A 19980-nucleotide genomic window follows, 5' to 3' on the forward strand; every position below is an offset into this window, starting at 1 on the left:
CCATGCGCGTAAATATTACACTTGAACACAAAGAATCTGGTGAACGCTTGTACCTTACTTCTAAAAACAAACGTAACACTCCAGACCGTCTTCAATTGAAGAAATACTCACCAAAACTTCGCAAACACGTTGTGTTTACAGAAGTTAAGTAAGCATTCAATACGAATCAATACAGAAGAAAAACGCTTAATCAGCGTTTTTTCTTTTGTTAATTTCACTACATTGCAAGGCAAATCATTCGAATGACTACATTTTTTGTGAAATAAATTAGAGGCTCTAATATATAGGAAGAATCCAAAATCCCCTGCAAATCTACATTACAAGGGACTTGTGTGTTATTCTTGTACTTCTTTCTGAGCAGCCTTGCCTTGGTCTAGAAGGGCTTGGACGATTTTCTCATCGCGTAGTTTAACAGAATCGTTGATCATTTCTGCGGACTTGACGATGGTTGTTTCTAGTTGGGCACGTTTCTGGCGTCCCAATTCAATAGCTGCGACGATACCTTGGTTTTGAGCGACCAGACTTTCAGCCAGTTTGGTAACAGATTCGACAGCGACTGTCGGGCTTTGTGCAATTCTTTCCATCTGCGGAATCACTTCCTTGCTGGTTTCAGCTAGCATCTGAAGAGCAGCATTATTAGCATTGACAATGGCATCTGCCACGACACCTGATTTCATTGATTGTTGCAAAATACCCAGTTGGGCAATAGAAAGCTTCATTGTCGGAATCGTATTACGACGAAGCATGCCCAATTTTTGGCGCATATCAGATGACACCTTCACAAGATTGCGCATCTGAGGTGTTGTTGCCCAGGCAACATAGAGACGGCTGACATACTCAGTGTGCTGTTGTTCGAGGGTATTGACCACTTCAGCCATGCGGGCCAATTCTTGAGACTTAGTCTGGTATTCTACCGTACTTGTATCTAGTTGGTCAGCTTGGACCTTCAGTTCGGCAGCGCGATTACCAGCTTCTGTCTGGCTGGCTTCGATAAAGGAAATTACTCCCACTAAATTTTCAATGGATTTGGTATTGTCCTCAATCAACATCTCAGCAGAGACAATATTTCGAGCTAGCACATCTTCTTGCTTAACCACTGCGGCAGCCATACCATCGAGCTTTTGCTCCACTGTTTTTGAATCAAAGTAAAATTCCTGTAGGGTATTCTTGCTCTTGTTAAACAATCGTTGCAAAAAGTTTGGCTTTTCTTCTAACTCAGCAATTTCAGCATTCTTGTATTTGACTACAAAGCCTTGCAACTCACGGTTGGTATTTTTGAGTAGATCATCCACTTGGGGAATCTGTAGTTTCTTTTGTTCTGACAAGATACGATTGACCGTATTATTCACACCTTCGACAGCAGATTGTCCAAAATCCAAAAGAGCATTTTGATTGGTGACAAACTGGTCTACCAACTGGGGCACGTGCGCTTTGATTCCTTCTTGCTGCTCAGGGCTCAACTTTTCAAGGAAGGTCAAGGTCTTGTCTGAGCCAGTATTGGTCTCGATGATTTGGGTTGTTTTATCCACATTAGCTACCGTATTATTGGCAATCTGGTCAATATCGAAATTAAATTCTGTCATGGTTACTCCTTTGTTTCTAACCTATTCTTTACGATCTTTTTCTAGAATACGCAGACTGATATCAAAATCACGCATATCTGTTTCATTGAGTTCTCTCAAGACTTGGTCCAGCTCAAGATCAAATTGTTCGATAGCTGCTTTAGCTTGCTCTAAACGTTCTTCTGCTCGATTATAGTTTTTAGGATTGGCCTTAATCTTTAAATAGCCTTCTAAAATCGTTTTGAATTTCTCCATCTTCAAACTATGAATGGCCGTCAATTCTTCCTTATCCCCCTCGGCAGAGGTAGCAATCTTGTCTAAAATAGCCTGATGGTCAATAGCAATATTGGCCAAGGTCTGGGACAATTCTGGAGCTAATTCCTCTGGCTCCGCATTCTCAAGATCTACCTGACTTTCCCTATCCAAACGTTCTAGCTGAACATCGATAGTTGCCCGCACTGTACGAACCTTTTTGTCAATACGGTTGTAGACATCATCATCAATATAGGACTTGAGACGATCCGCCTCCTGATGGATTTCCCGCAGTTCGATCAATACTTGATTGGCCAGACTCTTATAGGATTCTGAGCCTTTTTCTACCAATACTCCCTCTAACTGCTGAATATCTTTGTCTGCTTGACGAATACGAGCTTTTAAAAGCTCAATCCGATCGTCTAGAGAGGCATCCTGCAAAAGAGGATAGCGCCAACGTTTATAGAGACGATAACCACCATAGCCTAGCAGTACACAAGCCGCAAGCGGAAGAGCATATTGAACCAAAAGGCCCAATAAGAACAAGAAGCCCCAAAAATAGAGACAACCTTTCCAAAAACCATTACCCGATTTCATAAACATTCCTTATTTTCAATTTATAAGTCTATTTTAGCACAAAAGACAAAAATGAGGGCGGAAATCCCCTAAAAAAGAGTTGATTTCTTTGCTGTAGAATGGAACTTAGTAGCGCGTGTGCTAATGTCAGTGAAGCTGACTCAAACCACAAACACACTCTGAGGAATATCAAAACAAAAGCTTGAAATATCAGAGGGGTTGTGTTAGAATGAAAGCATAAAGGGAAAATAATGCTTCTAGCATATATAACTAAAAAGCCCCACCGTGCCACCGATGGGGTTTTTTACTACCCTCTAAAAGGGTTAACCATTACTTCTTACGTTTCTTAAGCCATAACTTGAAAAGCTCAGATAACACGTTAATAAGTAACAGAGCTAGAAACACTGTGAGTAAAGTTTCTAACATATGTAACACCTCCCTTCCTTGAATTGAGGGAGCCAAAACATTATATTATACCAGATTTATATCATCAACATCGCTTAATTCTTGGCATAGATAGACTTAGATGCGCAAATAATCTTACTAGCAAATCTCCATACAAACCCAGAAATCAACATTTTAAGACAAAGTAAAAAGCCCACTGTTGTAGGCTTTCTGTAAGATATATCTTAAAATTAAAGCATTTTGTTGTAGAATTCAACGACAAGTGCTTCGTTGATTTCTGGGTTGATTTCGTCGCGTTCTGGTAGGCGAGTCAATGAACCTTCCAATTTTTCAGCATCAAATGATACGAATGCTGGACGTCCAAGAGTAGCTTCTACTGCTTCAAGGATAGCTGGAACTTTTAATGATTTTTCACGAACTGAGATCACTTGACCTGGAGTTACACGGTATGATGGGATATCAACGCGTTTTCCGTCAACAAGGATGTGACCGTGGTTTACGAATTGACGAGCTTGACGACGAGTAGTCGCAAGACCAAGACGGTAAACAACGTTATCCAAACGACGTTCCAAAAGAAGCATGAAGTTGAAACCTAGGATTCCGCCTTTGATTTTTGTAGCTTGTACGAACAAGTTACGGAATTGTTTTTCACCTACACCGTAAGTGAAACGAAGTTTTTGTTTTTCAGCCAATTGCAAACCATATTCTGACAATTTAGAACGGTTGTTTGGTCCGTGTTGTCCTGGTACGTAGTTACGACGTGCCAATTCTTTACCTGTACCTGTAAGTGAAAGGCCAAGGCGACGAGCTTGTTTCCAAGATGGTCCTGTATAACGTGACATGTGAATGTCCTCCTGATATAAATAATATTTCGGTGGAAATAGTCACTTAGAAAGCCCTGATTCGTGCAGATGCCCTTCGCCTAAACAGCCAAGGTTACTTATCATAAGACACCTGTTGACGAGCTTCATGCTTTCCTGCTGATATTTCGCACAAAATCCATTCTACCATGAATGGCTGGATTTGTAAAGGGGTTTTAAGCTTTATTTTCATTGCCAGAAAGGTTTAGAACGAGGGTAAAGGTGCTTCCTAGACCGTACTGGCTGCTGACTGTAATTTCTCCACCCAATTGATGGGCCAATTCACGCGCAATAGCAAGTCCTAAGCCATGACCACCTGTTTTCATGTTACGCGAAGTTTCTACACGATAAAGTCGTTTGAAAATATTCTCCAAATCCTCTGGGGCAATTCCCTGTCCCTCATCGGTCACACTGATTGAAAGCTGGTTATTTTCCAGCTTAGCTACCACTTCCAACTTGGTCCCTGGAGCTGAGTATTTAAAAGCGTTATTGACCAGATTCACCAAGATACGAGAAAGTTTAGCATAATCTCCCTCAATCCGGGCAGACTCTGGGATTACCTGCAAATGGACATCTCGTTCCTCCTGCTCAATCAAGAACTGAAATTCACTCATGCACTCAATCAAGAGCTGGTCCAGAAAAATGCTGTCTTTGCTGGTCGTTTCGACCTGATTTCTAACTGTGTTTAGAGTCAAAAAATTCAACTCCTCAACCAGTTTATTGAGTCTTTCAGTCTGGCGTCCAATGGTTGCTAGATAATGGTCCTGTTCTCCTTCCTTGATAACCCCATCCAAAATCCCTTCTACCGTCGCTTGGATTGACGTGATAGGGGTCTTGATATCATGCGAAAGTTGAGCAATCATCAAGCCCTTTTCTCGTTCGCTTTCTTCCAAGGAATCAAAGGTGGCCTGCAAATCATGGGACATTTCATTGAAAGCTTGGCCTAATTGTTGAAATTCTACAGGGCCTTGAACCTCCAGATTTGATGGAAAGTCCTTATCCGCTACCCGCTTGGCATGTTCCTTGAGTTTGCCCAATGAAGTAAAGACCGGCGATAGGAGAAAGAGACTAATCCCAGCACCGATAAAACTAGCCACGAGAGTCATACCCACTAGGAAATAAATTTCTCTTTCTTCAATTAACATTCGCTGGATGGCCCAAAAAACCACGATAATCGTTAGGAGTGTTGAAATGATATACCCCACTAAAATATAACTTTTTAATTTCATTGACTACCTCGTGCTTTCTCAATTTTGTAGCCCAAGCCCCAGACGGTTTTGATGGTCGGTGTTTCTGAACTAGCATGTTTAGCCAACTCCTGTCGAAGAGCATGAATATGAACATTCAAGGTATTGGTATCATCCACATAGTCTTCTTGCCAGACCTTTTCATAGAGGTCTGTCTTAGAGAAAACCCGCTCTGGATTGCTGGCTAGAAGCCATAGAAGTTCGAAGGATTTGACTGTCAAATCAAGCGCCACATCTCCAACTTGGACCTCATGACTACCGTGATTCATCCGTAAATCCCCGAGATTGACGACCTCTGTCTCACCTCCACGATGAAGGCGACGTAAGATATTATGGACACGCAAAACCAGCTCACGTGGGCTAAAGGGCTTGGCAATAAAGTCATCTGCCCCTAAGCTCAGGCCATAAATCTTGTCCTGCTCGCTGGTCTTAGCCGTAATAAAGAGAAAAGACTGATTCGGAGACTGATACTGAACTTCGCTAATCAAATCATAACCATCCATCCGAGGCATCATGATATCTGTAATAATCAAATCAATCTGTTTTCGCTTGAAGATTTCCAAGGCCTCTACTCCATCATGAGCCACCAAAACCTGATACCCTGCCTGAACCAGATAGCGTTGATGAATATCTGTGATTTCTACCTCGTCGTCAACGAGTAAAATTGTCTTTCCCATCTGTCTCTCCTTTGAAAAAAACAGTGCTATACCACAATAGTATAACACTATTTTAATCCCTTTACGAACATTCTAAACGATATCTGGATTTTTCATATCCTAGATAGAAAGTCTGTAGCTAGACTAGTCATTTTCTTCTTTTTTAGCTTTCAAACCGAGTCCACCTAGCAGGCCGGCCAAGGCTAATCCAAAGAATCCAATAGTAGCCATTGATGTTTGGGCTTCACCAGTATATGGAAGCATGTTTTTTTGGTCTTTCATTTGATCAGCCATCATTGGACTTGACTCCTTGTTAGTAGATGCTATCTTGCCTTCATCAGACGCTTTGCTTGAGGCTGCTGGAGCTTGATCTTGTTTCATGCTTGGTGTTGCCATTGGCTGGCTAGCATTCATGGTTTTGTCCTGCTCTTTGTTAGGCATCATCTTATCCTGACTAGCAGCTGGCATTTTAGATTTCATCTCATTGAGGGACTTATACCCATTTAAGTTCACTGTCAATTCTTTAGTCGCTACGAGGTTGCTCAAATCAACCTTGCCGTCTTTCGCACCGTAAACTTTGATGGTAGCTTTATAACTTTGAGTTCCGTTTTGTTTCAAGAGATCTAGAAGCTCTTTATCTGATTTACCTTGAGTACCGGCCAAATCCACTTCGTAGAAGTATAGACCTTTGCCCAATTTCTCTACTGGCGGAAGGGCAGGATTTTTTGCTGAACCATTGTCTGACCATGGAGCCTTGTCGGAAGCCTTCAAGATAAGACGAGTCAACATGCCGTCACCAGCGAAGAACTCGTATGGGATGACTTGATTGACACCGGCTGTGAATGGACCTGGGAAGTTGGCCTTGTCCAAGTAAGTAGCTGGGACATCTACTGTATCTTTAGTATTGTCAGCCAAGCCTTTTTGCACTTCAGCTTGAGTAGTCAAGCCATTCAAGTTCACTGTCAATTCTTTAGTCGCTACAAGGTTGCTCAAATCTGCCTTGCCGTCTTTAGCACCGTACACCTTGATAGTTGCCTTGTAACTTTGAGTACCGTTTTGTTTCAAGAGGTCAAGAAGATCTTTATCTGATTTGCCTTGAGTTCCTGCCAAGTCTACTTCATAGAAGTAAAGGCCTTTGCCCAATTTTTCTACTGGTGGAAGAGCTGGATTTTTAGCTGAACCATTGTCTGACCATGGAGCCTTGTCTGAAGCTTTCAAAATCAGACGAGTCAACATACCGTCACCGGCGAAGAATTCGTATGGGATGACTTGGTTGACACCAGCTGTGAATGGGCCTGGGAAGTTCGCTTTGTCCAAGTAAGTAGCTGGCACATCTACTGTGTCTTTAGTGTTGTCGGCCACACCTTTTTGAACTTCAGCTGGGGTGGTTGCTGGTTGAGCTTCATTTACTTCACGGTCTTGTCCAGAAACTGTAGGAGCAGGATTTGTTGCAGGTTTAACCGCATCTTCTGTTTCTTTCTTAGATTCTGGTTTTGCTTGCACTTCTTCTTTTGGCGCTACCACTTGGTCTTTATCAGCTACATTCACTTTTTCTGGAGAGCTTGTAGCATCCAAGCTTGCTTTAGGTGTTGAGTCTACCTGTTCTGAAGGGAGAGCTGTATCAACTGCTTCTTTGAGAAGTTCTACTGGTAAGTAACTCTTTTCACTCACCGAAGCAGCGTCTGGCACAACTTGGGCAGGGGTCGGATTGACCACATCGGCACGTACAGAACTTGGCTGACCAACTAGGACAAAGACGCCACTGGCTACAACAACTGAGGCAACACCGACACTGAGACGGCGAATAGACCAACGAGTATATCTTTGATTTGGATTGAATTTCATAGGATTCTCCTTAGAGTTTTTCTTTATTTGATGACTCTAGTATAATCTCCTAAAATTAAAAAGGATTAAGAAAAAGTTAAAATTTTTCTTAAATCCCTCTTATAAAATACTTATATTAATTAAATCCATAAACAGACTTGGTGATTTGATAAACGACATTGGAAAGTTTGCGGGCTGGCAAGACTGAATGTTTGGTCAAACGGCTCAACATGGTCTTCCGAATAGCCTGAAAGACCTCTGGATTTTCCTGCTGAATATAGGTCCACAGCTCCCGTTTTTTGGCCAGATGCTCTGCTGTGCCCGCTCGATTGAGCAAGGCACTGGAAATCACCGTCGTAATTTCAATATGATTCAACAGATATTCTCGCATTTTTGGATGACTCACTTGGGACAAATCAAGCTGGTCTACTAAAAGACGATTAACCTTGAGTTGCTGGTCAATGCGCTTAATCATCACTTGCTCATTGACAGACTGATCCTCACGCCCAATCAAATAACGATAGAAATCAACAGGCAGATAGTACATGGTCTTGACCTGCTGAAGGGGGGTAAAGACAAAAAGATTATCGACATAAAAAGTATGTTCAGGCAGTTGGAACTGGCTCTCTCGCAACAAATCTGTCCGGTAAATCAGCGAGTGCATCATGATATACTGACCTTTTGAGAAATTTCCGACCTGGTCCCAGCCAAAAATCTGCTGGACAGGCAAGACTGACTCATAACTCATACTCTTCTTACGAGACTGACCTTCCTTTTCATATACAAAATTAGTCACAAAGGCATCAACTTCCTGCCCCTCACTCTCTAGTTCCTGCAAGGTTTCGAGAATTTTCAGGTAAGCACGGGGATCCACCCAGTCATCACTGTCAACTACTTTAAAATAACGCCCAGAAGCCTCCGCCAAGCCACGATTGACCGCACCGCCATGGCCCTTATTTTCCTGATAGATGGCTCTAACGATGTTAGGATACTTGCTGACTAAACGCTCAGCGATTTCCTGAGTCTGGTCCTGAGACCCATCATTGATAATCAAAATCTCAACTTGCTCACCACCAATCACTAGCGACTCCACACAGTAATGAAGATAGGCTGCGGCATTATAGCTAGGAATGGCGATAGACAATAACTTCATAATCTACTCCTTTAGGGGACTGATTTTTTCTTTCTCTCTTGTCACTTCTTTCTATTCTACCATAAAGTCCAGCTTCTGAAGGACTTTTACTAGAATACAAGGGTTGCTATCTCTATTTGCTATTTTGAGCATCAAAAAAGAGGGGATTCCCCTCCTTACGAATTTAATTCTACCAAGTCATCTAGATACTGGTTATTTATTACTGCCAAGATATAGGCATCTGCCCTCAAGAGATCATTAGGGCCAAACTGGACATCCAAGGGTGAATTTTCTTGTTCACGAAATCCTAGGACATTGAGGTTGTATTTGCCACGTAGATCTAGCTGGCTCAGGCTTTGACCTGCCCAGACACTCGGAATTTTCATCTCCACGATAGACACATTTTTATCCAGCTGAAAGACATCAACATTGTTATGAAAGAGAATGGTCTGCGCTAGAGACTGCCCCATTTCATACTCAGGTGAAATCACCGAGTCAGCACCGATTTTTTCTAGCACCTTCTTAGCTGTCTGGCTTTTGACCTTGGCAATAACCCTTGGTACCCCTAGACTCTTACAATGCATAACTGCAAGCACACTCGATTCCAGATTTTCCCCTGTTGCCACTACAACCGTATCACAGGTATCAATTCCTGCAGTTCTGAGGAGTTCCTCGTCTGTAATATCGCCCACAACTCCACGCGCCAAAACTGGCTCAAATTGATTGATACGCTCGGCGTGGTCGTCAATAGCAATGATATTCATATCTTGCTTGGCAAGGGCCATCAGGACACTACTCCCGAAAATCCCCAAGCCTAAAATTCCAATCGTACGATCTGACATCATTCTTCCTTTCTTATCCAATACTAATATCTGCTTTCATATACTGAATCAAATCTTTCTTATCAGGCTGGTAGTCAGCTAGACTAACCAGCAAGGTCAAGGGACCGATACGGCCAATAAACATGAGCACCATGACAATGCTAAGAGCTAGCTTGCCCAATTCTGGTGTCAGATTTGCCGTCACCCCAACTGTCGCAAGGGCTGAAATGGTCTCAAACATGAGGTAGATAAATCGCGGTGTTCCTTCTGCCGTAATTCCCAACAACATCAAGCCCAACAAGAAGGTCATCAAAAAGATAATGAAGACACTAAAGGATTTTTGGACTGTTCGAGCCTCAATGGTTCTCTGCGCAACATTGGCATGAGGCAAGCCCAGCAATTCACTACGCGCAAAGACCAACAAGACAAAGAAAGTCGTAATCTTGAGCCCCCCAGCCGTCCCTCCAGGCGCTCCACCCAGAAACATCTGTAGGATATAGATAAACAAGGTCACAGGTCGAGCTTGAGTATAGTCAATAGAAGCAAAACCGGCCGTTCTCATGCTGACGGTTTGGAAAAAGCTGACCAGCACTTTCTCTGGCACACTGAGATTGCCAATGGTTCCTGGATTGTGCCACTCCGTAAAGAGTGTGGATACTGTCCCAAACAGCAAAATCCCTGCAGTCAAGAAGAGGACTAGTTTGGTGTGGAAACGCAGACGGCGTTTTTTCTTCTTGTCAAACTGGGTTGCCAAGTCAAACCAGACCATAAAGCCAAGACCACCTGTGATAATCAAGCCAGCAATAACCAGATTGATTAAGGGATCCGTCTGAAAAGCCACTAAACTGCTACTGCCGAAATTATCAAAACCAGCATTACAAAAGGCTGAAATTGCTAAAAAGATAGAGGTGAAAATGCCTCGTCCCCAGCCGAACTCAGGAATAAAACGGAAACTTAGTAGAAAGGCACCCAAGCCCTCCACTAGAAAAGTCGTCAAAAAGATGGAGCGCATAAAGGCCTTCAGCGACCGAGCCTCCCCGTAACTGAAGCTCTCCTGAATGGTTTCACGACTGCGAAGACTGAGCTTTTGCTTCCCCTGAATATAAAAGACCCCGATAAAAGTCATGAGTCCCAGACCACCGATCTGTATCAAGAGCATACAGATCAACTGCCCCCAGACATTATAGGTAGTAGCCACTGGTTGCGTAAAAAGGCCAGTCACACAGACCATGGACACCGTCGTAAAAAGATGGTCAAAATAAGTAGCCTGCGAACCACTCGCCTGAACAAAAGGCAAACTCAAAAGAAGAGAGCCTATAAAAATAACTCCAGCGAAACTTAAAAAGATGCGACGAGCTGGCGAAAGTCCGCCCAAGGCCCTTTCAATTTTTTTCACAAATAATTTGAATAACATATATCCATTGTACCATAAAAAGAAGGAGAGTAGCTATATCTGAAAGGCAATCTCAAGGCAGAGTTCCAAGGCCTTCTCGAAAGCTTCTGAACCCCAGTCACGACTATCGTACTGGTCCAAGTCTGCTAAGGAATCAGCTGTGAACAACAATTCTCCCCAGAGAACCCCACGCAGTTGGGCTACTGCCGCAAGCGCAGAACACTCCATCTCCACAACAGCACAGCCTTCCTCCTTGCGATAAGCCACCTTTTCAGCTGTTTCTCGGTAAAAACCATCTGTGGTCCAGGTCATAACTTCTTCATAGGGAATCCCTCTGGCCTCCAAAACTTGCTCAATAGCAGCAATAGCCTCTGGCTGCATTTCCATATAACGAGAAGGGGCCACATAGTGATAACTAGCTCCTTCATCTCGCAGAGCACGAACAGGGACTAGAAAGGCATTTTCTTCTATATCAGCCAGCACACCACAGGTACCAATAGAGATAATCTGCTCCACACCATAGCCAATCAACCAATCCATAAACTGGGTTGCTGGAGCGGAGCCGACAGGTGCCTGAGCCAGACAAATTCCCTCTCCCTTGTAGTTAACGACATAGACTGGATAGATCTTGGTGGCTGAAACGAATTCGCCGACACAGTCCGCCCCTACTTCCCTCGCATAACGGTCAATCTCCTCACCTAAAAAAGCATAGACACACTTCTTAGGCAACTGCAAGTCTAGCCCGTCGTGATCAGGCATGATGACCGCCTGAGGATTGTCATCAAACTCTAAAATAGGAATCGCATGTTTTTGAGTCATAATCCACCTCCTCTGATTTTGTACTATTGTATCAAAAGCTGACAGAGTGTCAAGGAATTCTCTTTAGCAAGCCAGAAATCTCCTCTTCCATACACTTGAGAAATCGTTGCACCGCTGGAGAAGTCGGTTTCTGTTTTGGCAAAGCGATTGAGGACTTATGAAGAATACAAAATCCAACAACAAAAAAGACATGAATCTGAAATAAGCAGAACATGTCTTTTTTAGCTTGTTTGAAAGTCAAGTAAATAAATCTTAGCTCTTCTAGAACTCCCTTATTTCCACAAACCACCTAAAATCTGTTTTTCTAATAAGTCTAGGTCCTCTTCCTTTATTTCTCCGTTGTCGCTAACGATATAAAGTTGAGCGAAGTAAGCCAACAATGGACCAACACAAATACGAACCATTTGAGGAATCGTTAACTCTGGATTTACACGTGGATCTGCTAGCAATTCTTTATGAAGCACTCGAAGTTTATCTTGAATAGCATTCCAGATAAAAATCTGTTCATTTTTTAGTTTCTTATTTGAAAAACTCTCCTGCAGAATGATTTTCATCAAAGCACGATTTTTTTTGAGATAGCTCATACGATCGTGGACGAGATAACGAACCCTCTCTTCTGTCGTTTCAAAAGCTAAGAGTTCCTCAACAAAACTACCGAAAATGCCTGGGACTACAGGATGTAAAATAGCCGTCAGTAGATCATCCTTCGTCTTAAAATACTTAAACAAAGTTGCCTGGCTTAGTCCAGCACGCTCAGCTATGTGAAGAGTTGAGGTCCCATGGTAACTCCTAGTTGATATGAGATCCACTGCTGCCTGCATGATTTTTTTCTTTCCTTGAGGGTAATTCGCTTCTTCTAAGTAATCTTCAAACGATTCAAAAACAGTCTTATCCATCTAATCTTCACACCTTTTTAGCATTATTTATGTTGATTTCTAAACTTTACGATAACGACGCAATCCAACAATATTGAGAATTGTTAAAATGATCAAGAAAATCATTAAAACACCAAGATTTGGCAAAATATCACCAAGATTGTGTCCGTAAAGAATAATCTGGCTTATTGCATCACCAGAATAGGTTAATGGCAAAAATTTCCCCACAGTTGGAGCCCATGCTCCCATGGATGACAATGGAATAATCCCTGAGAAAAAGAGTTGAGGCATAATCACGAGAGGAATAAATTGCATCATTTGGAATTCTGATTTTGCTAGAGTAGACAAGAGAATTCCAAAAGCTAGTGCTACAAGAGCCAGTACCACATTAACTATTATAACATTTAAAATATTTCCTACAACTTCTACATCTAGTAGCCAAATTGCTGCTAAGACGACAACTGCCGTTTGAAAAATCGCAATAATACCGTAAGACAACATATAGCCATAGACAATTTCAGAACGTTTCACTGGGGTTGCTAACAAGCGATCCAAGGTTCCACTTGTGCGCTCTTTCAAAAGTGCCATACCAGAAATCAAAAAGACAAAGAAGAAGACCACAAAGCTAATTAAAATTGGAATCATACGTGCAAAGAATCCAGTATTTTTATCTCCATATTGGTAAGATTCTTTGATTTCAGGCGCCTTTGCATCTAATTTCAATTGTGGAAGAGCTTGTTTGATACGAGATAGTAACTGATCGGTGCCTTCACTGGCGATACTTGTTCGTAACACTTGTCGTATCATAGATGTCTTGGAGGCATCTGTATTTGCGTAGTCGACCTGATACTCACCGTCTTTATAAGAAATCACAGCATCGACTTTTTCATTTGCTAGCGCTTCTTTGGCCTGATCTAAGTCTTGATAAGTCTCGATGTCCACATGATCAAGCTCATCCATTTTCGTTATCAAACCAGTTGGTAGATCTTGTGTCGCTAACTTGACATTCACGGTTGTACTAGCTGAAAACATGAGGTTCATCAGCCACATAATAAATACCGGCGCTACAAACATCATAGCCAAGGTTCGTTTGTCACGAAGCAATTCTTTGATAACTTTTTTAGCAATAGCAATGGTTCTCATCTTACTCTCCTTCTGCTTTCAAAAATACTTCTTCAATACTTGAAACTTGATAACTTTCTTTTAAGTGTTGCGGTGTATCAAAAGCAATGATTTTTCCACCTAATAATAAGCCGACCTTATCCGTTAACTCTGCTTCATCCATAACATGGGTAGTAACTAATATCCCAACCCCATTGTCTCTAAGCGCGAATAATTCTTTCCAGATTTTCTTCCGAAGAGAAGGGTCGATTCCAACTGTCGGTTCGTCCAAAATCAAGAGCTGAGGATTCCCCAGAAGCGCGATGGCTAAAGACAAGCGTCGCTTCATTCCTCCAGAATAACCGGATACCGTTTTATTCAAATGCTCTGCCAGATCCACAACTTGAGCCACATGGGCAATTTCAGCTGTCAGATCTCTTTTGGATAGCCCTTTTAGCTGACCAAAAAATTCCAGATTTTCTTGACCTGACAAAGCCTCATATAAGGCATCTGACTGGGCCATATAACCAATATCTCCTAAAATATGACGATTGGGCATAGTATGATCCAATACCAAAGCAACCCCTCCGTCAGCTTTTTCCATCCCTAACATAGTCTTAATCATAGTTGATTTACCAGCACCAGACGGACCTATTAAGCCTATAATTTCTCCCAGCTGCAATTCAAAGCTGACATGATTCAAAACCATTTGACGACAAAAAGACTTATCCAAATCTTGTAAATGTAGCAATTTTTTCATATGCTTCCTCCTAGGTGAGTGTTTACTCACTTACTGAATATAGACCTATTATAGTGAGTGTTTACTCACTTGTCAAGAAAAAGTTGAAATTCTTTAAAAAATAAAGCACCAGATTCGTATCTGATGTTTATAATGCACATGTCTTATTTCTAAAAATTTTTTGAACTTCCTCTCTATACTCCGAAATGGTCTTTTCTGTCCACTTTTTAAAGGCCTATTTTCCCTCTACTTTTCTCGGCTAATCCAACCATTGTCATTGCTATCGCAACTCTAATGACCTTGGTAATGGGAATTCATTTTACTCAATTTTATATGAAACAGACTAAGAAATTTTCAAGACCTAATTGAAACCAAATTAGCCCTTGGAAGTCAAAAAATCCTCGAACTCTACGCTGACCGTCTAGCAGAATCAGACCAAATACGGCATGGCATTTCTAAGAATTCGGTTAAGGGACGTAACCTACAAGCTGCTTACGTGGATGGATTTACTTTGAGAGATTTCTTCGCCTTCAACCAAGGACTAAATAAAATGGGTGACCAAGCACTTCCTTTTAAAATTCACCCTGAACATTTTGTATTTGCTGGAGTTCACGGTGGACAGGAAGTGAGGAGTTGATTGGAGAGTACGGTCAACCAACTTATCAAAAAATCTTTATCAGTCTAGATACTGAAAAAACAGGCGTTCCGGATGCCGATACAAAAATTTCTATGGCAGGTGATACTGCTACTCTCATGTCCGATACAAGCCTTGATATCAAGATGTATGGTATGCATCAGTTCAAGATGAAAAAAGGTGGACTCCGCATCAAATTAGGCGTCTTTTCCCCAGAAGAAACCCCAAGCTAGATGGAGCTCGGTCACCAAGAACACCTAGCAGTTGAATTTTTCAATTCCCTCACAATCGCCTACCAAAACAAAACATTTAAGGGAAAACTACTCAATACCTTCTTAAAATTCAAGAAATTTAAGTAAACAAAAACGGATGACTGAACAATTTAGCCTTTGAAAGCTACGATTATAAAATCACTCGTAATATATCAATCTATCACCGATATAAAAAGGATAACATTTCTCTTAAAATGCTATCCTTTTTGTTTATCCTCGTCCGCCAGGGGCTGGACCGCCAGGACCTCCATTCGGACCTCCGCCTCCAGACATAGAGTTAACGATTTCCGTTTGTTTTTCGCCATTTAGATAGATGTCTCCGCCTGTATAGGTCGCGGTTCCATCAAAGTCAAAACCTGTTTGACCAGTCATTTTAATAGTACCGCCTGTGACCGTGATATTTCCGTTTGAGTCGATTGGATCTGTGTCCCCTTGACCGACTTCAACAGTTAGATTACCACCTGTCATGGTAAAGTAAATATCACTTTGCTGGGCATTTTTATTAGCTGCATTCACACCATCATCTGTCGAGTAGATATTGATATCACCACCATTGATCGTAATGCCTTTTCCTTCAATTCCTTCAGTCGAATTCTTGACTGTGTAAGTACCGCTATCAATCACTAGGTTGCCAGAAGCGTGAATGCCATCATCCCCTGCTGTGACTGTTATGGTATTGTTAGCTAAATACATATTTCCGACAGTCATATCGTCATCATTATCAACTTTAACACCATCTTCCTTTGCATCGATGGTCATGGTCGCACCAGTGACATTAAGTTCATCATTGACATTAAAGGCATCGCCAACTGATGTGATGTTATAGGTTCCACCCGTAATGTGAAGAGTGTCGTTAGCCTTGATACCATTGTTCTTCTTGCCATCTACAGTAAGAGTACCTGAGCCATTGATGGTCAAATCAACCTTTGAAAAGAGAGCGGCATTTGCTTTTTCGTCGCTGTTAGAGCTTGAGTCAGAGAGACTGTTGGTGGTTCCCTCTGCTAGAGTCAGGTAGACATGACCGGCTGATGTCGCAGAAATCGCTGCATTTGTATTGGTCATGGTGGCACCTTTTAGGACTAGATGAACATCTGCCGACTTATCTGCCTCTACCTTGATCTGCACTCCGTCAGACTGACCTGAAATCACATAGGTACCTGCTTTTGAGATGGTCACCGTTGAGCCAGAAACTGTCACCCCGTCTCCAGAGATACTTGCGGATGAGCCTGACAATTCAATCTTAGAAGCAGTGCTTTCATCATAAGAAGTGTCGTAGTCCTTTTCTGTAAAGTAAGAAGATTGACTGTTTTTAGCTGAAGTTGTGATAGCAGTGGTATCTGCCGCTGCAGTTGTACTTGACTTGGTCGTTGACTGCCCACAAGCTGTCATCAAGGTCAAAGCTGTTAAACTGGTTAAGATTAGGGTCCATTTTTTTGATTTCATACTTTTTTCCTCGCTTTCCTTTAGCTTGACCTTAGTTTACAGGGTAAGTCTGAAAAAAATCTAAACTTTTTCTGAAAGTTTTCTTAAGTTCAGTTTCAGTTAAGTTATCTTTAACAAAAGTTTTAGGAAAATTCCATAGACTAATTACAAGCAAGTTCAACTTGCCCAGACACAACTATCTTCTAATAAGATAGTGTACTGAAATAGTTTGATAAAGGAGACAGGATTTATGAAACCAATTGAAACAAGCTTTAAACGAATTGAAACCAAATATGTCGTTGCCAAGGGTGACTTGGCTAATTTAATAGAGAACTTAAAAATATACCTCGTAGAGGATGATTATCCAACTTCGACCATTTCCAACATCTACTTTGATACAGAGCAATTTGATATGATTCAGGAGGATGGCCAAGGTACTAAGCGCAAAGAAAAGATTCGGATGCGAACCTATCTCAGTCAAGTCCAGCCTGATAGTCAGGTATTTTTAGAAATCAAATCTAAGGACAGAGCTGGTGTCGGACGAAAACATCGTCTCTTATCGACTCCCCAGTCTATCACCCAGTTTATGACCAAGGGACAGCTGGATAGCAGTATCAAGGATCGAATGATGATTGAAAAAATCCAGCAACTCCAAGAGGAATATCAGCAAGCCATTATCCCTCGTATGTATATATACTATGACCGTTTTTCTCTCAAGGAAAAGAAAGAAAGAAATTATCGGTTTTCCCTACAATAAAATTCGTATCACCATTGACCAAAATCTAACCTATCGTGATGATAATGTCAGTTTATTCTCAGGAAAGGACGGTTTCCCTCTACTAAACGAGGACATTGTCATCATGGAAATTAAAGCTCCAGGTAGAAAACCCCAATGGCTACAAGATATTCTCGACCAATATGGACTGGTAGAGCAGAAATTTTCAAAATACAGCTGTGCCTACCACAAGTCTCAAGGGCTGGACTATAGCCCACGACCAAGCACAGAAAGTGTAGGTACTACTTATGTCTAATCTTTTCAACTCTATCTTCAACGACACAACTGCCACTGCCAATCCTATCCAGCTCTTTCTGGCTCTCTTGGTCAGCCTGATTTTAGGTTTGGCGCTGACCTGGGCTTACAAACACCGTACCCTCTATACACGGGAATTTGCTGTTAGTTTGACCCTACTCCCCTGCTTGATGACCTTGGTCATCTTTCTGGTAAATGGCAGCTTAGGAACCTCTATCGCTGTTGCAGGAACCTTTAGCCTCATTCGTTTCCGTTCAGCTACCAGTGGCTCACGGGAGCTAATTGCGATCTTCCTTGCCATGATTATCGGGCTGGCAGCAGGGACAGGCTACCTAGCTCTAGCTATTCTCTTCACCGTCTTTATCTTAGCAGTATGGCTTCTTTTAGAAAAGCAACAAAGCAAGAGCAATCACCAACGTCGTAGACTATTAACCATCACAATTGCCAACCAAGAAGAAAAACTCCAAACTATCCAATCTGGGCTATCACAATTCTGTACTGAGTTAGACCTCATCTCTATTGATACCAGCAATGATGGAGAACAAGTCACCACTGTCTATGAAGTGGATTTCAAGGCTCAAACCAACGACTTTCAAATCATCCATTACCTCACTAGAGAACAGGATACTTACCAGGTTTCCCTGACCAAAAATGCCAAGAAGAGAAAGAATTTGTAAAACTTCTAGCGTGAAACCTATCAAAAAGCTAGGTAAACACTCAATTGAAAAAAAGTTAATCTAATTTATGATAAAAGGCATCCTATCAACGTTTTTTAAACACCTGATATGATGCTTTTTTCTTATCTTAAAAACTATTTGCTCAATCGCTTTATTTCACAGGTATTTCCTTAATCACGCGCGCAGGATTGCCAGCTAAAACAACATTGTCGCCAAAGGACTTTGTAATCACGGCCCCTGCTCCAGCAACAACATTATTCCCCAGTGTCACTCCCGGAAGGACAATGACACCACCTCCAGCCCAGAAATTATCACCGATGGTAATGGGCTTTCCGTATTCGACCCCTGAATTGCGTTCCTGCGGATCTAGTGGGTGGAGGGGAGTTAAGAACTGACAGTTGGGACCAATCATAGCATTGTTACCGATGCGAATGGGGCAGACATCCAGCATGGTCAAGTTCCAATTAGAATAAAAATTTTCCCCTAGATGGATATTGACTCCATAGTCGACCACCAGGCGTGGATTAACATAGAGATTTTTCCCAGTCGAACCAAACCAAGTCTTGACAATCTCCGCCCCCTTCAAGGGATCTTCTTCCTTGTTAAAAGCAGACTGTTTTTGGCGAGAAGCCTGAGCCAAGTCTCGCAATTCTGGATCCGATGGACGGTAAACCTCTCCCGCTATCATTTTCTGATATTCACTGGTCATTGTTTTCTTCTCCTTGTTCTCTACTATCATATCAAATTTTCTACATATCTGACTAGAATAAGGAGCACTTCCTACAATTGATACTCTGATTGTCATCATATCCTGTCTAAACGGATACGAGTCACAATTCCATCTGGGTCTGTGATTTCCAACTGGCTCGATGTCAGCCACTTGATTGGTGCGTCAACTTCTTGTGTTCGTTGCGCAATCGTTAGCAGTTCTTCCTTACTCGCAACCTCAATGACATAATAGGCTAAGCCTGGCAAGCCTTGCTTACGCGAAGCCAGATCTTTTCCTCCCCATTCGTTGACTGCCAAATGATGATGATAGTCCCCAGCTGCAATCCAACTAGCACTAGGCACACTGAATTTATCCTCTAACCCTAACACATTTTGATAAAACTGGCTGTACTTTCGACTATCCTTGACGGAAAGATGAATATGCCCCATTCTCGTACCTTCTGCCAGGATAAAGGGCTCTACTCTTTCCCCCAACTCATAAATGTCCTGCGCCGCAAGAGCCTCCGTCACTCCGATAATGCGTCCATCTTCTCGAATATCCCATGTGGAAACCGGCTTATCTCGATAGAGTTCAATGCCATTTCCCTCCAAATCCTGTAAGTAAAGGGCCTCACTGTAACCGTGATCTGCACCGCCGACAAGAGAAATCTGTAAATCTGTCAGGTGTTTTAAGACATCTGCCAAAGCCTTGCGTGTCGGCAAAAGAATAGCCAGATGGTAAAGACCATAATGTTCCCTTACTTCATCGCTCTCTTGTGCTTGAATCAAGTGTACCAAGGCTTTTCCTCCAAGTCCCAGAATGACCTCTGTCTCAGTTTGAGATAAGATTTCTAAACCAAGCACTTGCTGATAAAAGGCTGTTTGACTTGCCAAATCCTTTACATTTAAAACTGCCTCTGCCAAATAAATGTGACTCTTGTATTCATAGGTCATAAATGGTTCTCTTTTCTCATT

19 protein-coding genes and 1 pseudogene are annotated in these 19980 nt (G+C 42.0%); 4 read left to right on the forward strand and 16 right to left on the reverse strand.

Annotated features, from left to right (window positions below; translation table 11 throughout):
- Positions 1-2 precede the first annotated feature (2 nt).
- Positions 3-152: a 50S ribosomal protein L33 gene (rpmG, locus tag F9B91_RS08250; protein WP_001265622.1), complete on the forward strand. Its 150-nt coding sequence runs from the start codon at positions 3-5 to the stop codon at positions 150-152.
- 183 nt (positions 153-335) lie between these two features.
- Here rpmG and F9B91_RS08255 read toward each other — a convergent pair whose 3' ends face one another.
- The 13 genes from F9B91_RS08255 to F9B91_RS08315 all read right to left on the reverse strand — a co-directional run bounded on the left by F9B91_RS08255 (position 336) and on the right by F9B91_RS08315 (position 14283).
- Complete coding sequence (locus F9B91_RS08255; RefSeq protein WP_045610872.1) at positions 336-1583, reverse strand: toxic anion resistance protein; 1248 nt, start codon at positions 1581-1583, stop codon at positions 336-338.
- A 21-nt stretch (positions 1584-1604) separates the two neighbouring features.
- Positions 1605-2411 (reverse strand): hypothetical protein, encoded by an 807-nt coding sequence (locus F9B91_RS08260; protein ID WP_000834991.1) that lies wholly within the window; start codon positions 2409-2411, stop codon positions 1605-1607.
- 614 nt (positions 2412-3025) lie between these two features.
- Positions 3026-3637: a 30S ribosomal protein S4 gene (gene rpsD / locus F9B91_RS08265; RefSeq protein WP_000092756.1), complete on the reverse strand. Its 612-nt coding sequence runs from the start codon at positions 3635-3637 to the stop codon at positions 3026-3028.
- 194 nt (positions 3638-3831) lie between these two features.
- Positions 3832-4884 carry a sensor histidine kinase gene (locus F9B91_RS08270; RefSeq protein WP_023947545.1) on the reverse strand — a complete coding sequence of 351 codons (1053 nt, stop codon included), beginning with the start codon at positions 4882-4884 and terminating at the stop codon, positions 3832-3834.
- A complete protein-coding gene (locus F9B91_RS08275) occupies positions 4881-5579 on the reverse strand; it encodes a response regulator transcription factor (protein ID WP_150922934.1) in 699 nt (232 codons plus the stop codon). The genes F9B91_RS08270 and F9B91_RS08275 overlap by 4 nt, the downstream gene beginning before the upstream one ends.
- A 123-nt stretch (positions 5580-5702) precedes the next feature.
- Positions 5703-7403: an SSURE domain-containing protein gene (locus F9B91_RS08280; protein WP_150922936.1), complete on the reverse strand. Its 1701-nt coding sequence runs from the start codon at positions 7401-7403 to the stop codon at positions 5703-5705.
- Between the two features lie 115 nt (positions 7404-7518).
- Positions 7519-8535 (reverse strand): glycosyltransferase family 2 protein, encoded by a 1017-nt coding sequence (locus F9B91_RS08285; protein ID WP_150922937.1) that lies wholly within the window; start codon positions 8533-8535, stop codon positions 7519-7521.
- Between the two features lie 155 nt (positions 8536-8690).
- Entirely contained in the window at positions 8691-9356 is a 666-nt protein-coding gene (locus tag F9B91_RS08290; protein WP_049544547.1) for a potassium channel family protein, read from the reverse strand.
- Positions 9357-9369: 13 nt separating this feature from the next.
- Positions 9370-10749: a TrkH family potassium uptake protein gene (locus F9B91_RS08295; protein WP_150922939.1), complete on the reverse strand. Its 1380-nt coding sequence runs from the start codon at positions 10747-10749 to the stop codon at positions 9370-9372.
- A gap of 33 nt (positions 10750-10782) precedes the next feature.
- Positions 10783-11547 carry a nucleoside phosphorylase gene (locus F9B91_RS08300; protein WP_150922941.1) on the reverse strand — a complete coding sequence of 255 codons (765 nt, stop codon included), beginning with the start codon at positions 11545-11547 and terminating at the stop codon, positions 10783-10785.
- A 272-nt stretch (positions 11548-11819) separates the two neighbouring features.
- Positions 11820-12443, reverse strand: coding sequence for a TetR/AcrR family transcriptional regulator (locus F9B91_RS08305; RefSeq protein WP_000361928.1), 624 nt, complete (start codon positions 12441-12443; stop codon positions 11820-11822).
- A 39-nt stretch (positions 12444-12482) separates the two neighbouring features.
- Positions 12483-13565, reverse strand: coding sequence for an ABC transporter permease (locus F9B91_RS08310; RefSeq protein WP_049487697.1), 1083 nt, complete (start codon positions 13563-13565; stop codon positions 12483-12485).
- A 1-nt stretch (position 13566) separates the two neighbouring features.
- Complete coding sequence (locus tag F9B91_RS08315) at positions 13567-14283, reverse strand: ABC transporter ATP-binding protein (RefSeq protein WP_136937409.1); 717 nt, start codon at positions 14281-14283, stop codon at positions 13567-13569.
- A gap of 612 nt (positions 14284-14895) precedes the next feature.
- Here F9B91_RS08315 and F9B91_RS08325 point away from each other — a divergent pair.
- Complete coding sequence (locus tag F9B91_RS08325) at positions 14896-15129, forward strand: hypothetical protein (RefSeq protein WP_049521318.1); 234 nt, start codon at positions 14896-14898, stop codon at positions 15127-15129.
- A gap of 249 nt (positions 15130-15378) precedes the next feature.
- Here the strand turns inward: F9B91_RS08325 and F9B91_RS08330 are convergent, their stop codons facing one another.
- Positions 15379-16611: a carbohydrate-binding domain-containing protein gene (locus F9B91_RS08330; RefSeq protein ID WP_150922943.1), complete on the reverse strand. Its 1233-nt coding sequence runs from the start codon at positions 16609-16611 to the stop codon at positions 15379-15381.
- Between the two features lie 229 nt (positions 16612-16840).
- On the opposite strand from F9B91_RS08330, the pseudogene F9B91_RS08335 reads away from it, so the two are divergent.
- Positions 16841-17621, forward strand: a pseudogene (locus F9B91_RS08335) (polyphosphate polymerase domain-containing protein).
- Positions 17614-18297, forward strand: a complete 684-nt coding sequence (locus F9B91_RS08340) for a DUF4956 domain-containing protein (RefSeq protein ID WP_150922945.1) — start codon at positions 17614-17616, stop codon at positions 18295-18297. The pseudogene F9B91_RS08335 and the gene F9B91_RS08340 overlap by 8 nt, the downstream one beginning before the upstream one ends.
- A 151-nt stretch (positions 18298-18448) precedes the next feature.
- On the opposite strand, the gene F9B91_RS08345 is transcribed toward F9B91_RS08340, so the two are convergent.
- Together F9B91_RS08345 and F9B91_RS08350 are read right to left on the reverse strand one after the other, a co-directional pair.
- On the reverse strand, positions 18449-19006 hold the full coding sequence (locus tag F9B91_RS08345) for a sugar O-acetyltransferase (protein ID WP_084925997.1): 558 nt from the start codon (positions 19004-19006) through the stop codon (positions 18449-18451).
- Positions 19007-19101: 95 nt separating this feature from the next.
- Positions 19102-19959, reverse strand: coding sequence for a VOC family protein (locus F9B91_RS08350; RefSeq protein WP_084925995.1), 858 nt, complete (start codon positions 19957-19959; stop codon positions 19102-19104).
- Positions 19960-19980: the final 21 nt, after the last annotated feature.

The sequence above is a fragment of the Streptococcus mitis genome (assembly GCF_008763935.1).
GTDB classification, from domain to species: Bacteria; Bacillota; Bacilli; order Lactobacillales; family Streptococcaceae; genus Streptococcus; species Streptococcus mitis_DB.